This window comes from Pseudoalteromonas sp. 2CM41L, assembly GCF_023161905.1.
In the GTDB taxonomy this organism is placed as follows: Bacteria; Pseudomonadota; Gammaproteobacteria; order Enterobacterales; family Alteromonadaceae; genus Pseudoalteromonas; species Pseudoalteromonas atlantica.
Map to the genome: position 1 here is coordinate 14,875 of NZ_JALNTN010000010.1, position 17,690 is coordinate 32,564.

The 17,690-nt window shown below is 36.6% G+C and carries 17 protein-coding genes; 4 read left to right on the forward strand and 13 right to left on the reverse strand.

Going from position 1 to position 17,690, the window contains the following annotated elements; genetic code table 11:
* Positions 1-12: 12 nt before the first annotated feature.
* From rfbC to MTF64_RS12535, 11 genes are all read right to left on the reverse strand, one after another.
* Complete coding sequence (gene rfbC / locus MTF64_RS12485) at positions 13-564, reverse strand: dTDP-4-dehydrorhamnose 3,5-epimerase (protein ID WP_248451570.1); 552 nt, start codon at positions 562-564, stop codon at positions 13-15.
* Positions 565-575: 11 nt separating this feature from the next.
* The gene (gene rfbA, locus MTF64_RS12490; RefSeq protein ID WP_248451571.1) at positions 576-1,487 is read right to left on the reverse strand and encodes a glucose-1-phosphate thymidylyltransferase RfbA; all 912 of its coding nucleotides are present in this window, start codon (positions 1,485-1,487) and stop codon (positions 576-578) included.
* A 65-nt stretch (positions 1,488-1,552) separates the two neighbouring features.
* A complete protein-coding gene (locus MTF64_RS12495) occupies positions 1,553-3,028 on the reverse strand; it encodes a lipopolysaccharide biosynthesis protein (RefSeq protein WP_248451572.1) in 1,476 nt (491 codons plus the stop codon).
* A gap of 2 nt (positions 3,029-3,030) precedes the next feature.
* A complete protein-coding gene (locus MTF64_RS12500; protein ID WP_248451573.1) occupies positions 3,031-3,681 on the reverse strand; it encodes an ABC transporter ATP-binding protein in 651 nt (216 codons plus the stop codon).
* A gap of 18 nt (positions 3,682-3,699) precedes the next feature.
* On the reverse strand, positions 3,700-4,485 hold the full coding sequence (locus MTF64_RS12505; RefSeq protein WP_248451574.1) for an ABC transporter permease: 786 nt from the start codon (positions 4,483-4,485) through the stop codon (positions 3,700-3,702).
* A 3-nt stretch (positions 4,486-4,488) separates the two neighbouring features.
* Positions 4,489-6,219 (reverse strand): polysaccharide biosynthesis/export family protein, encoded by a 1,731-nt coding sequence (locus MTF64_RS12510; RefSeq protein WP_248451575.1) that lies wholly within the window; start codon positions 6,217-6,219, stop codon positions 4,489-4,491.
* Positions 6,220-6,224: 5 nt separating this feature from the next.
* The gene (locus tag MTF64_RS12515; RefSeq protein WP_248451576.1) at positions 6,225-6,617 is read right to left on the reverse strand and encodes a hypothetical protein; all 393 of its coding nucleotides are present in this window, start codon (positions 6,615-6,617) and stop codon (positions 6,225-6,227) included.
* Between the two features lie 309 nt (positions 6,618-6,926).
* Entirely contained in the window at positions 6,927-8,006 is a 1,080-nt protein-coding gene (locus tag MTF64_RS12520; protein WP_248451578.1) for a glycosyltransferase family 4 protein, read from the reverse strand.
* Position 8,007: 1 nt separating this feature from the next.
* Entirely contained in the window at positions 8,008-8,886 is an 879-nt protein-coding gene (locus MTF64_RS12525) for a glycosyltransferase (protein ID WP_248451579.1), read from the reverse strand.
* Positions 8,876-10,156 carry an O-antigen ligase family protein gene (locus tag MTF64_RS12530; RefSeq protein WP_248451580.1) on the reverse strand — a complete coding sequence of 427 codons (1,281 nt, stop codon included), beginning with the start codon at positions 10,154-10,156 and terminating at the stop codon, positions 8,876-8,878. The genes MTF64_RS12525 and MTF64_RS12530 overlap by 11 nt, the downstream gene beginning before the upstream one ends.
* Before the next feature lie 198 nt (positions 10,157-10,354).
* Positions 10,355-11,275 carry a Wzz/FepE/Etk N-terminal domain-containing protein gene (locus tag MTF64_RS12535; protein WP_248451581.1) on the reverse strand — a complete coding sequence of 307 codons (921 nt, stop codon included), beginning with the start codon at positions 11,273-11,275 and terminating at the stop codon, positions 10,355-10,357.
* A gap of 580 nt (positions 11,276-11,855) precedes the next feature.
* On the opposite strand from MTF64_RS12535, the gene pssD reads away from it, so the two are divergent.
* Positions 11,856-12,332, forward strand: coding sequence for a PssD/Cps14F family polysaccharide biosynthesis glycosyltransferase (pssD, locus tag MTF64_RS12540; RefSeq protein WP_248451582.1), 477 nt, complete (start codon positions 11,856-11,858; stop codon positions 12,330-12,332).
* Complete coding sequence (pssE, locus tag MTF64_RS12545) at positions 12,329-12,778, forward strand: PssE/Cps14G family polysaccharide biosynthesis glycosyltransferase (protein ID WP_248451583.1); 450 nt, start codon at positions 12,329-12,331, stop codon at positions 12,776-12,778. The genes pssD and pssE overlap by 4 nt, the downstream gene beginning before the upstream one ends.
* Positions 12,779-12,864: 86 nt before the next feature.
* On the opposite strand, the gene wecA is transcribed toward pssE, so the two are convergent.
* Together wecA and MTF64_RS12555 are read right to left on the reverse strand one after the other, a co-directional pair.
* The gene (wecA, locus tag MTF64_RS12550; RefSeq protein WP_308200587.1) at positions 12,865-13,917 is read right to left on the reverse strand and encodes a UDP-N-acetylglucosamine--undecaprenyl-phosphate N-acetylglucosaminephosphotransferase; all 1,053 of its coding nucleotides are present in this window, start codon (positions 13,915-13,917) and stop codon (positions 12,865-12,867) included.
* Between the two features lie 163 nt (positions 13,918-14,080).
* Positions 14,081-15,235: a polysaccharide pyruvyl transferase family protein gene (locus MTF64_RS12555; protein WP_248451584.1), complete on the reverse strand. Its 1,155-nt coding sequence runs from the start codon at positions 15,233-15,235 to the stop codon at positions 14,081-14,083.
* Between the two features lie 133 nt (positions 15,236-15,368).
* Here MTF64_RS12555 and MTF64_RS12560 point away from each other — a divergent pair, with 133 nt between their 5' ends.
* Together MTF64_RS12560 and MTF64_RS12565 are read left to right on the forward strand one after the other, a co-directional pair.
* Positions 15,369-16,676, forward strand: coding sequence for a flippase (locus MTF64_RS12560; protein ID WP_248451585.1), 1,308 nt, complete (start codon positions 15,369-15,371; stop codon positions 16,674-16,676).
* Positions 16,673-17,569 (forward strand): sulfotransferase family 2 domain-containing protein, encoded by an 897-nt coding sequence (locus tag MTF64_RS12565; RefSeq protein ID WP_248451586.1) that lies wholly within the window; start codon positions 16,673-16,675, stop codon positions 17,567-17,569. The genes MTF64_RS12560 and MTF64_RS12565 overlap by 4 nt, the downstream gene beginning before the upstream one ends.
* The last annotated feature ends 121 nt before the right edge of the window (positions 17,570-17,690 follow it).

Here is a 17,690-nt window from a genome sequence, read left to right on the forward strand (position 1 = left end):
CTTTGCTAACTTTTATTCATTAAACGTAGGTGCATTATTAAATGCAAGGCCAGCTTCATCTTTTGCTGAAAGCAGAGGCGCTTTACCATTTACTAATGGCCAATCTATCTTAAGCGTTGGGTCGTCCCACTTAATTGATACCTCAGCATTTGGGTTATATACATCGGTACACTTATATACAAATTCAGCGCTTTCAGTGGTTACATAAAAGCCGTGAGCAAACCCCTCTGGCACCCAAAGCTGACGTTTATTTTCGGCAGACAGCATTACCCCTACCCATTGCCCAAAGGTAGGCGAGCTTTTGCGCATATCTACCGCTACGTCAAACACTTCGCCTTGGGTAACACGTACTAGCTTACCTTGGGTATTTTGTGTTTGGTAGTGTAAGCCACGCAGTATGCCATGCGCCGATTTACTGTGGTTTTCTTGCACAAAGGTGCGCTCGCCGCAGTGCTGGTTAAAAAGCGATGTGCGAAAGGTTTCCATAAAAAAGCCGCGCTCGTCACCAAATACTTGCGGCTCTATTATTTTTACCTCGGGGATTTTTGTTTCAATAAATTTCATTATTAACCCTATTAAAATACAGTTTGATCTAAAAGCCCAAGTAGGTACTTACCATAGCCCGACTTTTTAAGCGGTTTAGCTAACTTTTTAAGTTGCTCTGCATTTATGTAACCCATGCGGTAAGCTATTTCTTCTGGGCAATTAATTTTTAAGCCTTGGCGTTTTTCTATTGCACGAATAAAATTAGCTGCATCAAGTAGGTCATCTAATGTACCAGTATCAAGCCACGCGGTACCTCGGCCCATTATTTCTACGTTTAGCTCTTTTTTGGCTAGGTACTGCTCTATTACATCGGTAATTTCTAGCTCACCGCGTACCGACGGCTTTACATTTTTTGCAAATTCAACCACGCGGTTATCAAAAAAGTATAGCCCTGGCACTGCATAATTTGATTTAGGTTTAGCTGGCTTTTCTTCAATTGATATTGCTTTACCGTTTGTATCAAACTCCACTACACCATATGACTCTGGGTTAGCGACATGGTAACCAAACACCGTGGCGCCATTTTCACAGCTAGTCGCATTTTGTAACGATACCGATAAGTCGTGGCCATAAAATAAATTGTCGCCTAATACTAAGGCAGCACTGTGGCCTTGTAAAAAGTCTTCGGCTAATAAAAATGCTTGCGCTAGGCCATCGGGGCTAGGTTGCTCTACGTATTCAAAGCTAATACCCCACGCACTGCCATCGCCCAGTAGCTCTTTAAAGCGTGGCAGCTCGGTAGGGGTCGCAATAATTAAAATTTCGGTTATGCCGGCAACCATTAAGGTGGATACGGGGTAAAAAATCATTGGCTTATCGTATACAGGCATTAATTGCTTACTTACTACCTTTGTAAGTGGGTATAAGCGCGTGCCAGAGCCCCCCGCTAAAATAATACCTTTGCGAGACGACTTTTGTTTTGGAGCAGTTACTATGTTCATGATGTATCCGGTTTATTTACTTAGTAATTAAGTTTTTGCTAAGCCTACTCCCTTATAGCTTAACGTTATCTGAGTTCTTTTACTGTTGCTAAAATTATTTTACCAATACCAAAAAGCATAAGCTGTAATACTGCAAACAGTAAAATATTGTATAGCGTTTTAGGGTATTGATTATCTTGCGGTAGTGTAGGTGCCTCTACCACTATTAGGTATTTTAATTGGCGGTACGCCTCTATACGCGCTTTATCAAGCGATACCTCTGATGCTGTATAGCCTTTTATAGCCAGCTCAAGCTCTATTTTTAAATCCGAAAACTGCGCTAACACTTCGCTTACTGCAGTATCGTTTGTATTTAAAGGTTTAGCTGTTGCTGAATTACTACCTGTACCTTGCTGTTGCGAAAGTCTTTCTCGCTCAAGCTCTAATTGTATTTTTAATGCGCTAAGCTCGGCCTCTAGCATAACCACTTGAGGTGCTTTTTCGGTCATGGTTGAGCGCAGCCCTTTTAGTTGTGCACTTTTAGTGGCTATTTCGCTTTCTAACCCATACGTAATTTGCTGTAATGCTGCGCCTTCTGCCTCAGGGTCTAGTAAGTTGTTTTTTTGCTGAAAGGCTAAAATTTTACTTTGTGCGTTACGTAGGCGCTGCTCTACTTTAGTATGTTCTGTTTTTATAAATTTAAGCTGCGCATCTGCCAATTGGTGACCTATAGAGTTTATGTACCACTCTGCGCGGTTTACTATGGTTTGCGTTAATTGCTTTGCATACTCTGGTGTAAAACCCTGCACCAGTATTTTAATTACACCCGAATCTTCGTCAATTTCAATTGTGGTGTGCTCTTGGTAATATTTAAGTAAATCTTCAATACTTGCACTAGCACTTAATCGTGAAAAAATATCACCGCCTTCGTAATAGTGCTGCTTTATATTACTGTGGGCTTGTAAGTAGTTAAGCATGTCTTCTGAATGAATGTATGCTTTGGCTATTTCGGTATCGGCAGTCGAGCTAGAAGCAACCCCTAAACCACTTAGTATCGCCATTGAAGGGTCCATGGTTGCCATGCCATCAGGTTGCTGAATAATAAGCTGCGCTCTGCTTTCATACCGTGGTGCAGCCCACACAAGCTGATAAAACGCAAATAATATAAATGGCACTAACAATAGTACAAACCATGGTTGAGTGTATGTTTTAAAGTGTGGTTTTTTGCTTAACTCTGCATAAAAACTTTGTGCTTTTATAATATGTTTATTCTTATATAAATTATCAGCACTATTTTTTTCTGTAGATGAGCTTGTTTGTGTTTGCTTTGCCTTATTTGCTATTTTTGCTGAAAGGCGCTCAAGTTCTTTATTTATTTTCTCGCTTTGGGGTTTTAAGTTGCGGGCTCGTTGCATAATTCGGCGAGCTAAATATATGTCGTTTGGCTCTACTTGTTTAGCAAGGCCAATTAATTTTTCGCCATCATCCCAAATAGCTTTATCGGTTTTTAAACCAATATCTTGAAAACGTTGTTCTATTTTATCTACCGCTTGTTGACTCATAATTATAATGCCTGGTAATGAGCAATTCCTTGCTCTAAATCGTTGTAAAAAGTGAGTTCGCCTTTATGGAGCACAATCGCACTGTCGCAAAAATGCCTTAATTCGTCCATTTCGTGGCTTACCATAATAACATTAGCGCTTTTACTTTTTTGGGTAAGCGCTTGGCGTGTTTTGTTTCTAAAATTAGCATCACCTACCGATGTAACCTCATCAATTAGGTATACGTCAAAGTCGATACCTATTGAACATGCAAATGCTAAGCGGGGTTTCATACCACTTGAGTACGTATTTACAGGTAGGTCAAATTTAGGGCCTAGCTCGGCAAATTGGCGCACCCTGCGAACATATAGGTCTAAATCGGCCACACCGTTGATCATGCCAATAAACCGAGCGTTCTCAGCGCCACTCATTTGCGGGTGAATACCTGTTGTAAGTGCTACCGGCCACGAAAGGTGTAAGTCGGTAATAATTTCGCCTTTATTGGGGTATTCGCTACCGGCTAACATTTTAAATAGTGTTGATTTACCCGCACCGTTTGAGCCTAAAATAGCAATATTGTGGCCACTGGGTATTTCAAAGGTTACGTTTTTAAAAATGTACTGGTTACCCAAAGATGAGGGGTAATACTTAGTTACATTACTTAGCTTAATCATTATTTAGCCTTATGTCCGTCATCGGCTAATTGCCTGCTTCCACGACACATGGTAGGTCGCTAATGCAAAAAATAGTAAAACTAACGCTGATGAAAACAAGTAAAACTCGCTAACGCCATCGGTAGGGTATGTTTTATACGCGGCATGGCGCGAAAGCTCTATTGCGTGCAACATAGGGTTCCAGTCTAAATAGGGCCAATATTCTTTTGGCACGTCTTGCAGTGAAAAAAACACTCCCGATATAAAAAATAAAGGGCGCATTAAAACAGACTGGATTTTACTTATTTCAGGTATATAACATTGACCTATAGCAAACAACATACCCAGCGACAACCCTATAACCCACACACCAATAATATTTAAAAGAAGGTAAAGAGGATCATCAAGTCTAAAGTCAATATTTAAAAAATACATTATTAATATTAATAAAAAAAACACAGCAATTTTTACAAACAAGTAAAACCCGGCAACAGCTATAACACTACTAATAGGTTGTACTTGCCTAAAGGCAAATAAGGCTTTGTTTTTTTTAAAGGAGTTAGACACATTCATGAGAGTATCTAAAAATAGCTGAATAAGCAGCATCCCATACATCATAAATTCAAATGTAGGCACTGTATGTGATTCACTACCGGCTATCATGCCCCGCAAGTAAGACAGCAAAAAAATAAAACTGAGCGGTTGAAAAACCGCCCAGGCTAATCCCAGCCTGTCGTTAAAACCTGTGCGTATTTCGCGTACAAACAGGGCAAATATAACATCACGCCATATTGCCCAGTTATTGCGTTTAATTACTGCAGTCATTGATTAGGTAGCTACATTTGCTGCAATAGCAATTTGATAAATAATTTGGGTAATATCTTTAACCGATTGCATTAGCTTAGTATCTACTTTAGGGAGCACTAAAATTTGGTCGCCCGCTTTTAGTGGTCCTGTGGCATCAAGGTCTATCATGCCATTAGGGTGAATTACCATTATTTGTTCATAGTTGGCTCGCTCGCTGTAGCCACCGGCCCACGCAACATAATCTTTAATTGTAGCTTGCTCGTTATAAACTAATGACTGTGGCATTAGTACCTCACCACTTACATGTACTAAATCGGTTTTTGCAGGTATATGAATAATATCCCCTTGCTCTAAGCGAACATTAGCCACTTTGCCACCATCAGAAATAACAACTTTACCTAATGGCACAGCTTTACGCGCTCGCTCGGTAAATTCCAATATCATTCGGCCTTCTTCAGCTCTTATTTTTGCTTCACCGTCTGATGATGCTGGCGCCGTAAATATACTACGTTCTAGCCTATCGAGAGATTGCTCAATCATTTCTTTTTGTTTAGCAGCCACACTTTTACGCTGAATATAAATCGACTGATAATCTGCAAGCTCGTTGTTAATTTCTATATTTGCAAGCAAATCGTGTAAGCGAGTGTCTTTTTTAACGGCATAGTACGAAGGCCCTAAATAACTACCTGTGAGTTGTATATCAAGTACTTGAGCACGTATATCGTCATTAAAGATTAAACGATCACCATCTTTTAAAGTAAACGTTTTAAATTCACCATAGGGTAAGTACACCGAAAAGGGGCCATCAACCCTATCACCTACAATACCTACATGGCTTACTTTGCTCAAAGGAAGCGCAAAGTTAGCGAGTTGGGCACCGGTTGCTTGGGAATTTTTAAATTCGAACCTAAATGGGGCGCGTACACTTCCCGATACTACAACTGTTGCTTTTTGACGCTCGACCAATATTACATCGTTATCTTTAAAGTTAAATTTAGGCAGATAACCTTTTAAGATAAAATCGTATAAATCTATGTCTTGGATTACTTTATTGTCTCGTAGTACTTTTATGCTGCGGTAACTACCACGCTCTGAATCTATACCGCCTGCTCGCTTAAGGTAATATAATATGCTGTCTGATGCGATACCGGCATATTGCCCTGGGCGTGCAACACTGCCGCTTATGTATACACTTACCGGCGTTGCGGTAAGTAAATTTACGTATATTTCGACACTTTTTTTGTAAACCTGCTTAATTTTGTTGGTAACGTAACTATTAAGCTGACTCGCTTTTACATCGGCAACATGCACCGGGCCAATATTAGTTATGAATAAATTACCTTGGTTATCGACCGTGATAACTTCAGACTGGTTAATTGCACCCCATAACCATATTGATACTTTATCGCCCGGGGCTATTGTATAGTCATCATTTAATCCGTCTTGACGCTCACTTTCGTAACCGCCTGCAAATAAATTTGCGCCATAGGGGGGGGGCAAACCAGCCTCAGCTGAAGGTAACAGCTGCGAAGCAGACATTTCGCCTGGTAATAATGTGCCTGAGCGGTTTGCTTTGTTATAAGTGCCATTTTCAAGTGATGCATTTGAAGCATTTGCTTGTGCAGCCCCTGCTTGCTCTAACTGGTTAAGCGATACCGCTTGTGCTGCACTTGCCTGACTACTAAGCATTGCAATAGTTGCAAAAATTATTACCGTGCTTATGAGTCGATGACTGTAGTTTAATATGTTCATATTATTTAAACTCCAAAGCTTATGTGGCTATTTTTGTTATCGCTTACTTGAGGAGTAACTGACCATTGGTTTGAAGCTTGGTCTTTACATACTGTTCTGCGCTCTTTTTTAACTTTATTATTTTCGTTGCTTAAATAAAGTGCACGGCACTCCAATCCTAGAGCCGATGTGTATTTTTTTCCTAACGAAAATAGCACGCCTTTATAAATACTGGCATAGCCTTGAGGACGGGTTTGTAATGCCTCATTAAGTGCCGGCGGAAGTGTTAGGTTAGTTGGTTGTGATTGTATCGGCTTGTCAATTAAAGCAACAGATGCCTTAATAACTGGAGGTGACGAAGCACAGCCAAGCATAAAAACGATTGGTGAAAACAATATGATTAAACTATTTTTTTTCATATTAAAATTTTAATCCTTTGGGGGGGGAACTAGAACCTAGTAACTTTAATTTTGACTTAAAATAACTTTATAACGTAGTACTAATAAGTAATACGACAGAGTTATTTATAGAATCCGTTCTTGAACTAAGCATATCTTAGCTACGATACCAACAAAGCCAATTATACTTATATTAGCCGTCTATATCCAGCACCTAACAATTCTAATCTAGTGACGAACAGGTACTCATTTTGAAAAATCAGCCTGAACATAATATTAACAATAACAATTTAAATTATGCTTTTTACTTTTACATTCAAAATCACAATACTATAAGACTAACCTTAAGTTTTCACTCAATAAATTTGCTACACGTTCGGCATTATAACGCTGCACTGATTCACGTGTATTATTAGCTAAACTAAAATAATCTGACTCACTCATTTGTAATATCGCAATGATTTGTTCTGCTATTTGGTGTGCATTTTCTTTCTCAAACAGCAGACCATTAACACCATTTACAACAACCTCATTAACAGGAGTGATATTGGATGCAAGTACAGGTGTACCACATGCTAACGATTCTACAGCCACTAAGCCAAAACTTTCACGGTGGGTAGGAAATATAAACGCATTCATTTCATTGTATTTTTCGATAAGCTGAAGAGGCTCTAATGCACCATAGTAAGTAACGACTGAGGTAAGATTTAGTTGTTCGATTTTACTTTTAAGTAATTCGACTTCAGCACCAGTGCCATACATTTTTAACTGAAATTGCTTTAGTAACTCAGGCTGATTAGATTTAATTAAAGCAACTGCTTCTAATAGCTCTGGCCACCCTTTTCCCTCATCAATACGTGAAACGTAGCCTAAAATAAAGCGATCTTTACTTCGCTCTTTTAATGGTTTAAAAGCATTAAAGTCAACACCTCCTGAAGGAGACACTATAACTTTATGCTCACTGTACCAAGGATACAAATTAAGGAGTGTACTTTTAAAAAATGCAGAAGGAACCACAACAGCTGCACTATGCCTTAAAATTAATGATGTGCCTACTCCCATTACTTTATGTATTAGAGAAGTGCCAACTAAGTCATCTCCGTGTATATTTACTACATATTTTGGCTTTCGAATCATTAAATAAGGCAGTAAGCAAATAGTTGAATAAGTTAGATAATGAAAATATATAAAGTCGTAGTCTCTCTTGCCTATAGCGTACAAACCTTTAAGTAAAAAACGTACATAACTTAAGAGTTTTTTGATTCCGTGTGTACGACGGTCTATTACTACTTTACTTGTTATTTGATAACCCTGATCTTTGAGTTGCTGATAATTTTTAGCTACAAAGCTGCCAAATGATGGATCGCGCTCTGAAGGAAATAGGTTAGAAATAAAACAAATTTTATTCACATTAGTCCTCTTTAAGACGCTTTAAACGCTTTTGAGCTAAATAAGGGAATGTTGAAGCTAGCCATGCTTTTAATATTTTTGTTGATATGGCGGGTGTGAAGTACTTTAACACTGTCGTGAAAGTTGTTTTTTTTCCATCGCTGTAATGAACCATAAAACCGTAACACCTTTTGTTACTTTTTGACATAAGGTGTCCGTAACGTTCAAAGTACTGTTTAAAGCCCACAGAGCGCTTATTCAGACTATCTGTTATTCGAGGTTTATCATGGGCTGTATGAATAACATAAGATGCTTTTGCTATTCGTTTGGCTGGACCATACTGTATGATCATCCTAGTCCATAGCTCCCAATCCTGTGAAGATACAATGGATTCATCAAACATACCAACATCAATGAGGCGCTCCCTATACGTAAGCACTTGATTTGATGCGTGGTTAAAGTTTAGCTGAGTATTTAAATCGATAATAAGATCGGTATTTTGTAGCTGTTTTCTAACATTACCGTAGTCCCAGTTATAACCGCTACATACAAAAGCATATTGCTCATCAAACCCTGCAACAAGTTCCTCTATTCTCGTAGGCAAAAATTCATCGTCATCATCAAGCCCTGTTGCAAACAGCCCATTTGAATTTTTAATAGCGTAGTTTCTTGCTTTACAAGCCCCTTCATTTTTATCGAAAAGATGATGCTTTATATTTGTATATGTTTGACTAAGCTCTTTTAAGTATTCTTGAGTACCGTCTGTAGAACCATTATCTACAATAAAGATTTCTATGTTTGGGTAAGTTTGATTTTGGAGCGATTTAACGGCTCTTTTTAATAACTCTAGTCGGTTGTAAGTTGGTACCCAAACAGACACCAAGGGCATATTATTTTTCAAATTTACTTTCCTTCTTATTATCAACCCACAGTAGTGATAGGAAGCACCCTAAAACAATACCTAATGTTCCAGACATCCAGATATGACCACTTAATTGCGCTAAAAAAAACAAAATGAAGAGCCCTACAAACACACTAGGGCTATACTTAGAATTTGGGTTTACAAATTGACTTGCGGCTTTTAACAAGGTTAATACATAAAATCCCAAACACGTGGCGACCCCAGGAAGGCCAAACCACACTAAAGCGTCTATAAGATCTACCTCAGAAGTGTACTTTCTGGGAATGTATTGGGCAACACCAGAAGTACCAACCCCAACAAGTTGCTGCCAAAAATCAAGGCGGTCAATATATACCGTCAGCAGGTCACGTACGTATTCATCACGTCCTGACCATATTACTCCTATAATGCCTTGCTCACTTAGTATATGTGCTAAACGGTCGTATAGCCCTATTGCTTGTAACAAGTCTGTTATCAAGAAAAAAATGGCTACAACTACTGCAATCATAGGTATAAAAATAATACATTTTAATTTCGTGATACTAAATATTTTCTCTCTTTCATTTGCTATTGGTATAAGAAAAATAAGCATTAGCGCTGCTAACATAGCCGTTTTGGTTGCAACTAATAACCCGCATAAGACAGTAAGTAAAGAAAATATGAAATACCATTTAGGCTTTTCGTTCCAACACCAATGTAGTGCAAACGAAAATAAAACAACCATTGCGCCACCAAGTTCATTAGCAGCATAGATAAAACCATTTGACCCTGCTGTTTCACCATCTTGCAATGAATAGCTCGCTCGTCCAAACCCTAGAGCACCAATAAATAAGTTAAAGCATAAAATGATAAAGTTGCTTAGTAATATTTTTTCGAGCCAAAATATTGTAAACCTTCTCCATCTTGCTGCTAGCAAGCCAAAGTAAATAAAGATAGAGATAGGCATTAGCATTTTATAAACGTATGAGAAGTCAGCAACAAAAAAAGTAAAATTCGCTTTACTTAAAAGTTGCAATACCGGGCCTAAGACCAACGTAGTTAATATACAACACAATGCTAAAAAGTACTTTGGTGCTAACGATAAAATAAGGATAAATACAAGCGCAGTTAAAGGTAGTTTATATAAAAGCGATATTTTTAAGTCTATACCCAGTTGAATTACAAAAAAGCCTGACGCTATGTCTGCAAGCAAATATAGACTCATCATGATTAAACACAATTTATGTAAAAAAGAAGGCTGGTTAATATCGCCAGCTGAATATTTTCCCATCAGATTAAATCCAACTGTTCACTGAGTAATATGCAATAAGTAGTTTGGCTTAACTTATTACTATTGTTGGATATTTTAAAATAGCCTCTACATAAAAATGCAACCAAGGAGGGTTGTATTCGACTCGGCGCAGATAAACGTATTTTACTGAGGCGCAGAAACCCCCTCCAATACGACTGAATCATCGCGTTCGCCACGTTACTTTTCTCTTGAGCGAAGTGTAAATATAAAAGCAATAATCAAGGAGAATAGTCCACCTAAAAATGTAATCCCTATGCATATTAAAGCTCGTGAAGGGCCTGATTTTTCTTCAGGATATATGACCTCAGATAAAGGCTTTAATAGATGATAATCTCCAACAGATGACAATAACTTTGTTCTTGTCTGATCAGCAATTAACTCATAGAAAATTGAACGAAGCTCACTCACATTAGTTTTAGCTGCCTGCTCCTTTAAATATTCGATAACCTCCTCTGCTTCGGTTGTATCTTTCACTCGCCAAAATTCATTAATATCTTCTATCAACCAATTAGTAAGTTTTACAGATAATTCGGGGGAGACAGTTGTTATTTTAAGCTCTATTAACCCTTTCTTTGTCAAGTCGGTAGCATTTATTTGACTTAATAACTTTTCATATCCTTCCCATGCAGTAGGAATCACGGATTTACCTGGCGGGGCTTTACGTGTCCAAACTTTATTTTTAGGGTCGTAAGTATCTAAATCAAATATTGGGGTTTTAGTGTCTTTATCCCATGACTCTAGAGCTAGGAGGTCGGGCATCAGGTTTCTTTTATTTATAAATGTTTGTAAAAAGCCACGGCTACCCATAAATTCTAAGGCGGCATCTACATCCGAACCTTGGGAGCCGCCAAGAGAGACTCCAGCCAAACTAGCTAAACCGCCAAATTGACCAGCAAGATTTGCTAAGCCACCGCTGTCTGACTTGCTAACAGGCGATAAAAAAACTTGTGTTGTATAAGTGTTCGGTTGATTTATAGCAACAACCACAGATAAAATTGCCGATAGCACCGTTCCTATTATAATTAACCACTTATACTTAAGTAAGTGAGATAATGTGGTATCTATATCTTGCTCAATAGCTTCAACATTACGATCCATGATACTGCCTAATCAATCTAACCTATAAAAGGCCGCTAGTATACCAAACAGCATCTTCTATAGAAATGCTTTATAGATACTAGAACTATACAAATAAGAGTTTTCGAATAAGAATTGTTGCCTACTAAATTAATCCTTCATGTCAAAGTTAAATAAATAACACGTTAATACAAAAATAGCGGGCTGTAGATATCTCATCTAAATGTAAACCCAAATTTTGAAGGTTATAACTCTAAAGATAAACAAGTACTAAAAGCTTAGAAACTATGTGACTAGGTAAAGAGTATCAGCTAATATGGCGCTCTTTAATACACATTTGAGCCTAACTATTATTAAGGGAGCATTCTTTTTAACTAGCTTATGATTATTTTAAGCATACTTTTGTACGTTTTGTTAAGCGGGTTTTATCTGGACTGCGTATATTAGCCATTGTGATACATCTTTAAATTAGCCCCACTAAATATCTCTGTTTCGGGTTTTGTACGAAATATTGGCAGCCTTTTATAATGGCATACATACGGCGTATAACATTAAAGTTAGACGTTATTTTGAACTACTGACAACCAATAGAAAGATTAATATGTTAAAACAAAAAGTTACATTACTTATTTATGGTGAAGGCGGCCATAAGCAAGAAATGAAGTTACTGTATGAGAAAATTTCTAAATCGTCTTTGGTGTTCACGTCGATGGGACCTTCCGCTCTTGCCCCAGAAGTAATGCATTATAAATTAGGAGATGTGCGCCATAAACAAAATCGTTTTAAATCTATATTTATGGCGGTAATAGGTGCTTTACATTCTTGTATTTCCACTTTAAAGCTTTGTTACAAGTATGAAGTAGTTGGCCTTATATCAACCGGCCCAGGGATAGCAATTATACCTTCATTAATTTTAAGGCTATTTGGTAAAAAGGTTATATTTATAGAAACGTTTTGTCGTTTTTATTCTCGCTCGATAACTGGGCGCATTATGTCAAAACTAAGTAGTGAGTTTTGGGTTCAAAACAAAGAACAAGAAAAGCTTTATAAAAACTCTAAATTTTGTGGACGCCTATGAAAATTTTAGTAACAGTGGGTTCTTCGCCTTTTAAATCACTAGTTCGTGCGGTTGATCTGGTTGCAAAAAATCATACAAACCATGAATTTACATTTCAAATTAGCTCAAGTGCTTATAAACCAGAAAGTGGGTCGTATTTTACTTTTTCAAAGCAATTTTCTGATTACATTGATGATGCGGATGTTGTTATTACTCATGCTGGAGCTGGAACTGTGTTTGAATTACTAGAAAAAGAAAAAAAATGTATTGTGGTACCCAATTACGAACGTGTAGATAAACATCAAGCAGATTTAACGGCTTATCTTGAACATAACTCATTTGCTATTGTTTGTCACAAATTGAAACAAATAGACACCTGTATAAAACAGATAGACAGTTTTCAAGCAAAGCCATATATAAAAGAGCCTTTCTTTTTAACTGAAGATCTTATAAATATATTTAAATAGTTTTTACAGAACAGTTAAACACTAAATTTGATTTTAAATGGATACTGTAACTTTTCAATTATAAATACGTAAAAAGCTTTTTTAACCTAACTTTTTATCCAACGTCTAATAGCAACGGTAAATTTCCAAATATTCATCATTACTTGATTATATACAACCAAGCAAAGAAGAAATCCATAAAACATAATGTAGTCAGGGATGTTATAAATTTGAGCTGTGATACCTACCCCAGCAAAAATGCTCGCAATAAAACAGATTACAGTCAGGGTTCTTTTCGGACCTAAACCAAGTCTTTGTAATATATGGTGAAGATGCTCTCGGTCTGGCTTGAAAGGCGACTGTCTTTTCTTTAGACGCCTAATTATAGTTGATACCGCATCCATTATGGGGATTCCTGCCAACCATAGAGCTGTTACAGGGCTAAATGCACTAAACTCACCAGACTGCGAACCTTCCAGTAATAACCAAACCACTGTAAAGCCAATTACAGTACTTCCTGCATCACCCATAAACACTTTAAAACGCTGACCTAAAGGAATGCCTAAATTCATTAAAATATAAGGAACAATAGTAAATACAATAGCTGTACAGAAAGCGGTCAACTCCTGTTGGTTATTTAAATAAAACAAAATACCTAAAGAACTAAAAGTTATAGTCGCAAGCGCTCCTAACAAACCGTCTATTCCATCCACCATATTAAAAGCATTAATTGCCCCAACTACGGCAATAATTGTCATCACATACCCGAAATGCGACAAATCAATGCTGTTACCACCAAAAATTGCACCTACATGATTTAATACTAACCCGCCAAAAGTCATCATAATAACAGAGATGATTATTTGTAAAAATAAACGTAACCTAAAGCTAATATCGTACATATCATCAAGCAGACCAACAAATAATAAAATGCCAGCGCAACCAAGGTACAACATTGATGATGAGATTGTATTTGGGAAAACAAGAAGGTATGAGAAAACGACGATAAATACAGCCAATCCGCCAATTAGCGGAACAGATCCGGCATGATGTTTTCGAGCATTTGGCTCATCAACTAAATTTATATAGATAGCAACTTTACGAAAAAAGAAGAGACTCAGAAAAGAGCATAAAAACAATCCTAGGTTATTAGCTATCACAGTTTTTTACCTTTTTAAATGTAAATCCCTTATCCATTTGTTCATCCTTGATGTGGAGCAGGCGTATTATAGTCGATCGCCACATAAATAAAAACAGCTTAAAGTTATATCAAATATAAGCCAAGCTGTTACTTTTAAACATCTAAATTACAAAAGGTAACACTTATCTACCTTTAACAACATTTACTACACGCTGCCACATTTCAGCGCTTTGTAGTTTATAATGTTCTGCATTATCTTTTAAGCCTTTTAACCACTGTTTTTCTGGGTTAAGTACTTGCTCTAAAGAGTTATGTAGGGAATCCTTACTACTTTTTGAATTAAGTAGTAAGTGCTCGCTGTTATATTCTTTAAACAATTCTAAATATTTATGACTCCAACTTGTAGCTAAACATGGAACCCCTTGAGATAGAGCACTTACACATCCATGAAAACGAGAGCTTACTACTGCTTTTGCGCCGCCAATCACGGCCTTAACTTCTAATGCAGTTTTAGGCTCAATAATATCGCACACTTTGCTTAACCCGTTCTGAATTAAAGAACATAATTCGCTATCATCGTTGCCACTGTGATTCAAAATAACAACATGCTCTCCGTCAGCTAAAGCTTTTTCTATAAGCGTTTTAATAACGTCAACATAATTAGCTTTCCAACTAGTATCTTTATTTTTTGAACTTAGCATTTTTGAGTTAGGTATAACCACAAAGTAATCTTTATATTTAGCAAAAAATTGACTATTTTCTGGGCATAATAAATTTGTAAAATCAGGTGCTCTGAATAGGTTCGTACTTGCACCATTAAGCTCTTCAATATGATTAAACGAAGGCTCTTCTCGAGCAAAAACTAAACTCGCGTTAGAAAATGCTTTTTGTGCATACTTTTTGTTTTCTTCGCGCGTGAAAGGGCCTAAAGATTGTGGCAAGAAAATATACTTTTTATTTTGTGCTTTTAGCCTAGTAACTTCATTTGCTACTTGATGCAAAACAAGATCAGACCATTGGTCGCCATAGCTAAAACCTGAAGCATCAAGTATCACATCAATATCGGCTTCAGTAACTATGCCAAATCTATTCTTAAAATACTGGCGTATTTTTTTTGGTACAAAATAAAAAACACGGTTTAAATCTACAATATTTTTCAATAAACCAACTTTTTGAAATGCACCTATTTCAGCCCTTTTAGTATAAGGAGAGTTTGCATTGTGGGCTAAGCATATTTCTGCATCAGGCAATTGTTCTTTTAACTGTTGTAAAATAGCATATAGCATAAGCTCTGCGCCTTTATTTACAAACTGAACACCTTTAATTTCAATCAACATTACCCTTCCTCTAGCACACATATTTAAATCCGACAGCGGATCTTATACAGCTGGAATGATCCTTACAACCTTTTACAGTGTTTTTTTTATAGGTTATAGTTAGCCGCTTTGAAATTTTACGTCATGAGAAACCATGCCTACCTCTTCTGGTATAAAAAACAGTCTATTGTTAATCATAGAAAAGTGTATTTTACTTTTTTTAAGCTTTTTTAACAGTGTGCTATTAGCGCGCTACGCTGGCCCTGAAACTTTTGGGCAATTTTCTTATATTCTTTCAGTTGCGGGACTATTTTTACCCCTGAGTATTATGGGGTTAAATAATGTTGTCACTAAATACATATCTAAAAACCCAACAAACGCTCATTACTACCTAAAAAGTGCTTTAATTGTTCGTTTTTTTGGAGCTGGGTTATCAATAATTCTAGCCATTTTTTTAGTACTTTTTCTCGATGGAGATAATTCAACTAACATTTTGATGCTCATAGTATTACAAAGTTTTACAGTGTTTTATGTTGTTGAGTTTTATTTTTTAGGGAGGGAGCAGGTTGGTATATTACTAAAAGTGAGACTATTCCTACTTTTAATATTAAACGCTTTTAAATGTGCTGCAATTTTAAATAGTGCGCCTCTAAGCTTATTAATCCTATTACAAGGGTTAGAGTATGCACTTATTGGTCTTAGTTATGTATTAATATATTTACTTGGTAAACATCACCATTTCATTAAGCGACCTACTAGTAAACTTAGTTATATTGCATTAGCACAAAAAGGAAAGTGGTTATTATTTTCAGGTATAGCTGCAACAATATATTTAAAAATCGATCAAATAATGTTAGCTAATCTTGTTGATACTCAATCTGTAGCTTATTATGCAGCCGCAGCTAAACTGTCTGAAGTTTGGTATGTGTTTCCAGTATTAATTGCTAATGCTTTTACAGCACAACTAAGTAAATATAGATTTAATAGTTACCCTAAGTACCTAAAACTATTGAAAAACCTAATAACCATCTTAGTTTTATGTGCATTAATATTGAGCATATCAACGTATTTTATTGCGCCAACATTAATTAAGCTAATATATGGGAGTGATTATCAATCAAGTGCACAAATACTAAGTATTCATATATTTGCTAGTGTATTTATATTCCAAAGGGCTATATTATCTAAATGGCTCATTATTGAAAAACTTTACAAATATAGCTTAGTGTCGAGCTTATCAGGGGCTATTGTAAACATAGCCTTAAATGCTCTGTTAATACCTCATTATGCAGGTGTTGGAGCTGCATGGGCTACCGTCATATCTTATATGGTGGCGAGTTATGGTTTTTTATTTTTTCAGCCGAAAACGAGGGACTACACCCTAATTTTGCATCAGTCTATGTTAAACTCGCCTTTAATTATTAAATCATTAATAAACCAACTACTCGCGAATAAAAAATGACCTCAAATTTAAAGAAAAATATTAAACTCCTTATTAATCAATTGGGCTATGACGTTAAATTACACCGCATAGGAAAATCAACACAAGATCAATCTGGCTTTGTATTTATACACATACCTAAGTCGGGAGGAATATCAATTGATTTAGCAATGCGCGAGCAGTTTGCAAAAGCGGGACAGCCAAGATTCAGCCGCGAAGGTGCAATTGAAATGAGCTTAGCTACTTTCAATCAAAAGGTTAATGATTTAGATAGTATTGCTAAATTTAGCGATCATCACGCGAAACAGTTAAGTGGGCTGCTAGCCTATTACCTATCCCAAGATTGGCAATATATAAGCGGCCACGTATGCAGTAATAAATATTTACTTGAGCAATACGGGCAACAAAAGAATTTTGTTACGGTTCTAAGAGAGCCTATATCAAGATTCATATCTAACTATATATATAATAAGTTAACCAACCCACTTCCTTTAATGGCCCCTAATAATATTAACTCTGACAATCTAATTGGCGAAGTAGATAGAATTTTAGAGCATCGTAGAGGTTGGCAAATGGCTAATGTAATGAGTATGTGTATTACAGGGCGCTTTGCTGAAGATGAAACTGATGCGACTTACATGCAAACAGAGTTTTTAAATAATCTAGAGAAATTTAAAGTTGTAGGCTTTTTAGATGATTTAAATGGGTTTAGTGAACAAGTTAAAACAATCTCTAAAAAAGAGATTCTGATTGGCAATCACAATACAACAGATAGCTTTTTAGATGAGAAAAAACAGGAAGTAAAAAGCACCCTGCAAACGTATTTTAATGAGCCAAAAATAAAACAAAAAATCGAGCATTTGTGTCGTTTTGATACGCAAAATTATTTACGCGCAGAAGATAAGTACAAATAACCCTTAAGTAAGATCATCGCATGTTCTACTATTTTATTTCTGTATTAGTTGTGTAGTAATGCTATTGATTTAAGGTCGTTAGTTGTGCAAAGAAAACCCTATAAATACCTGTTACATACTT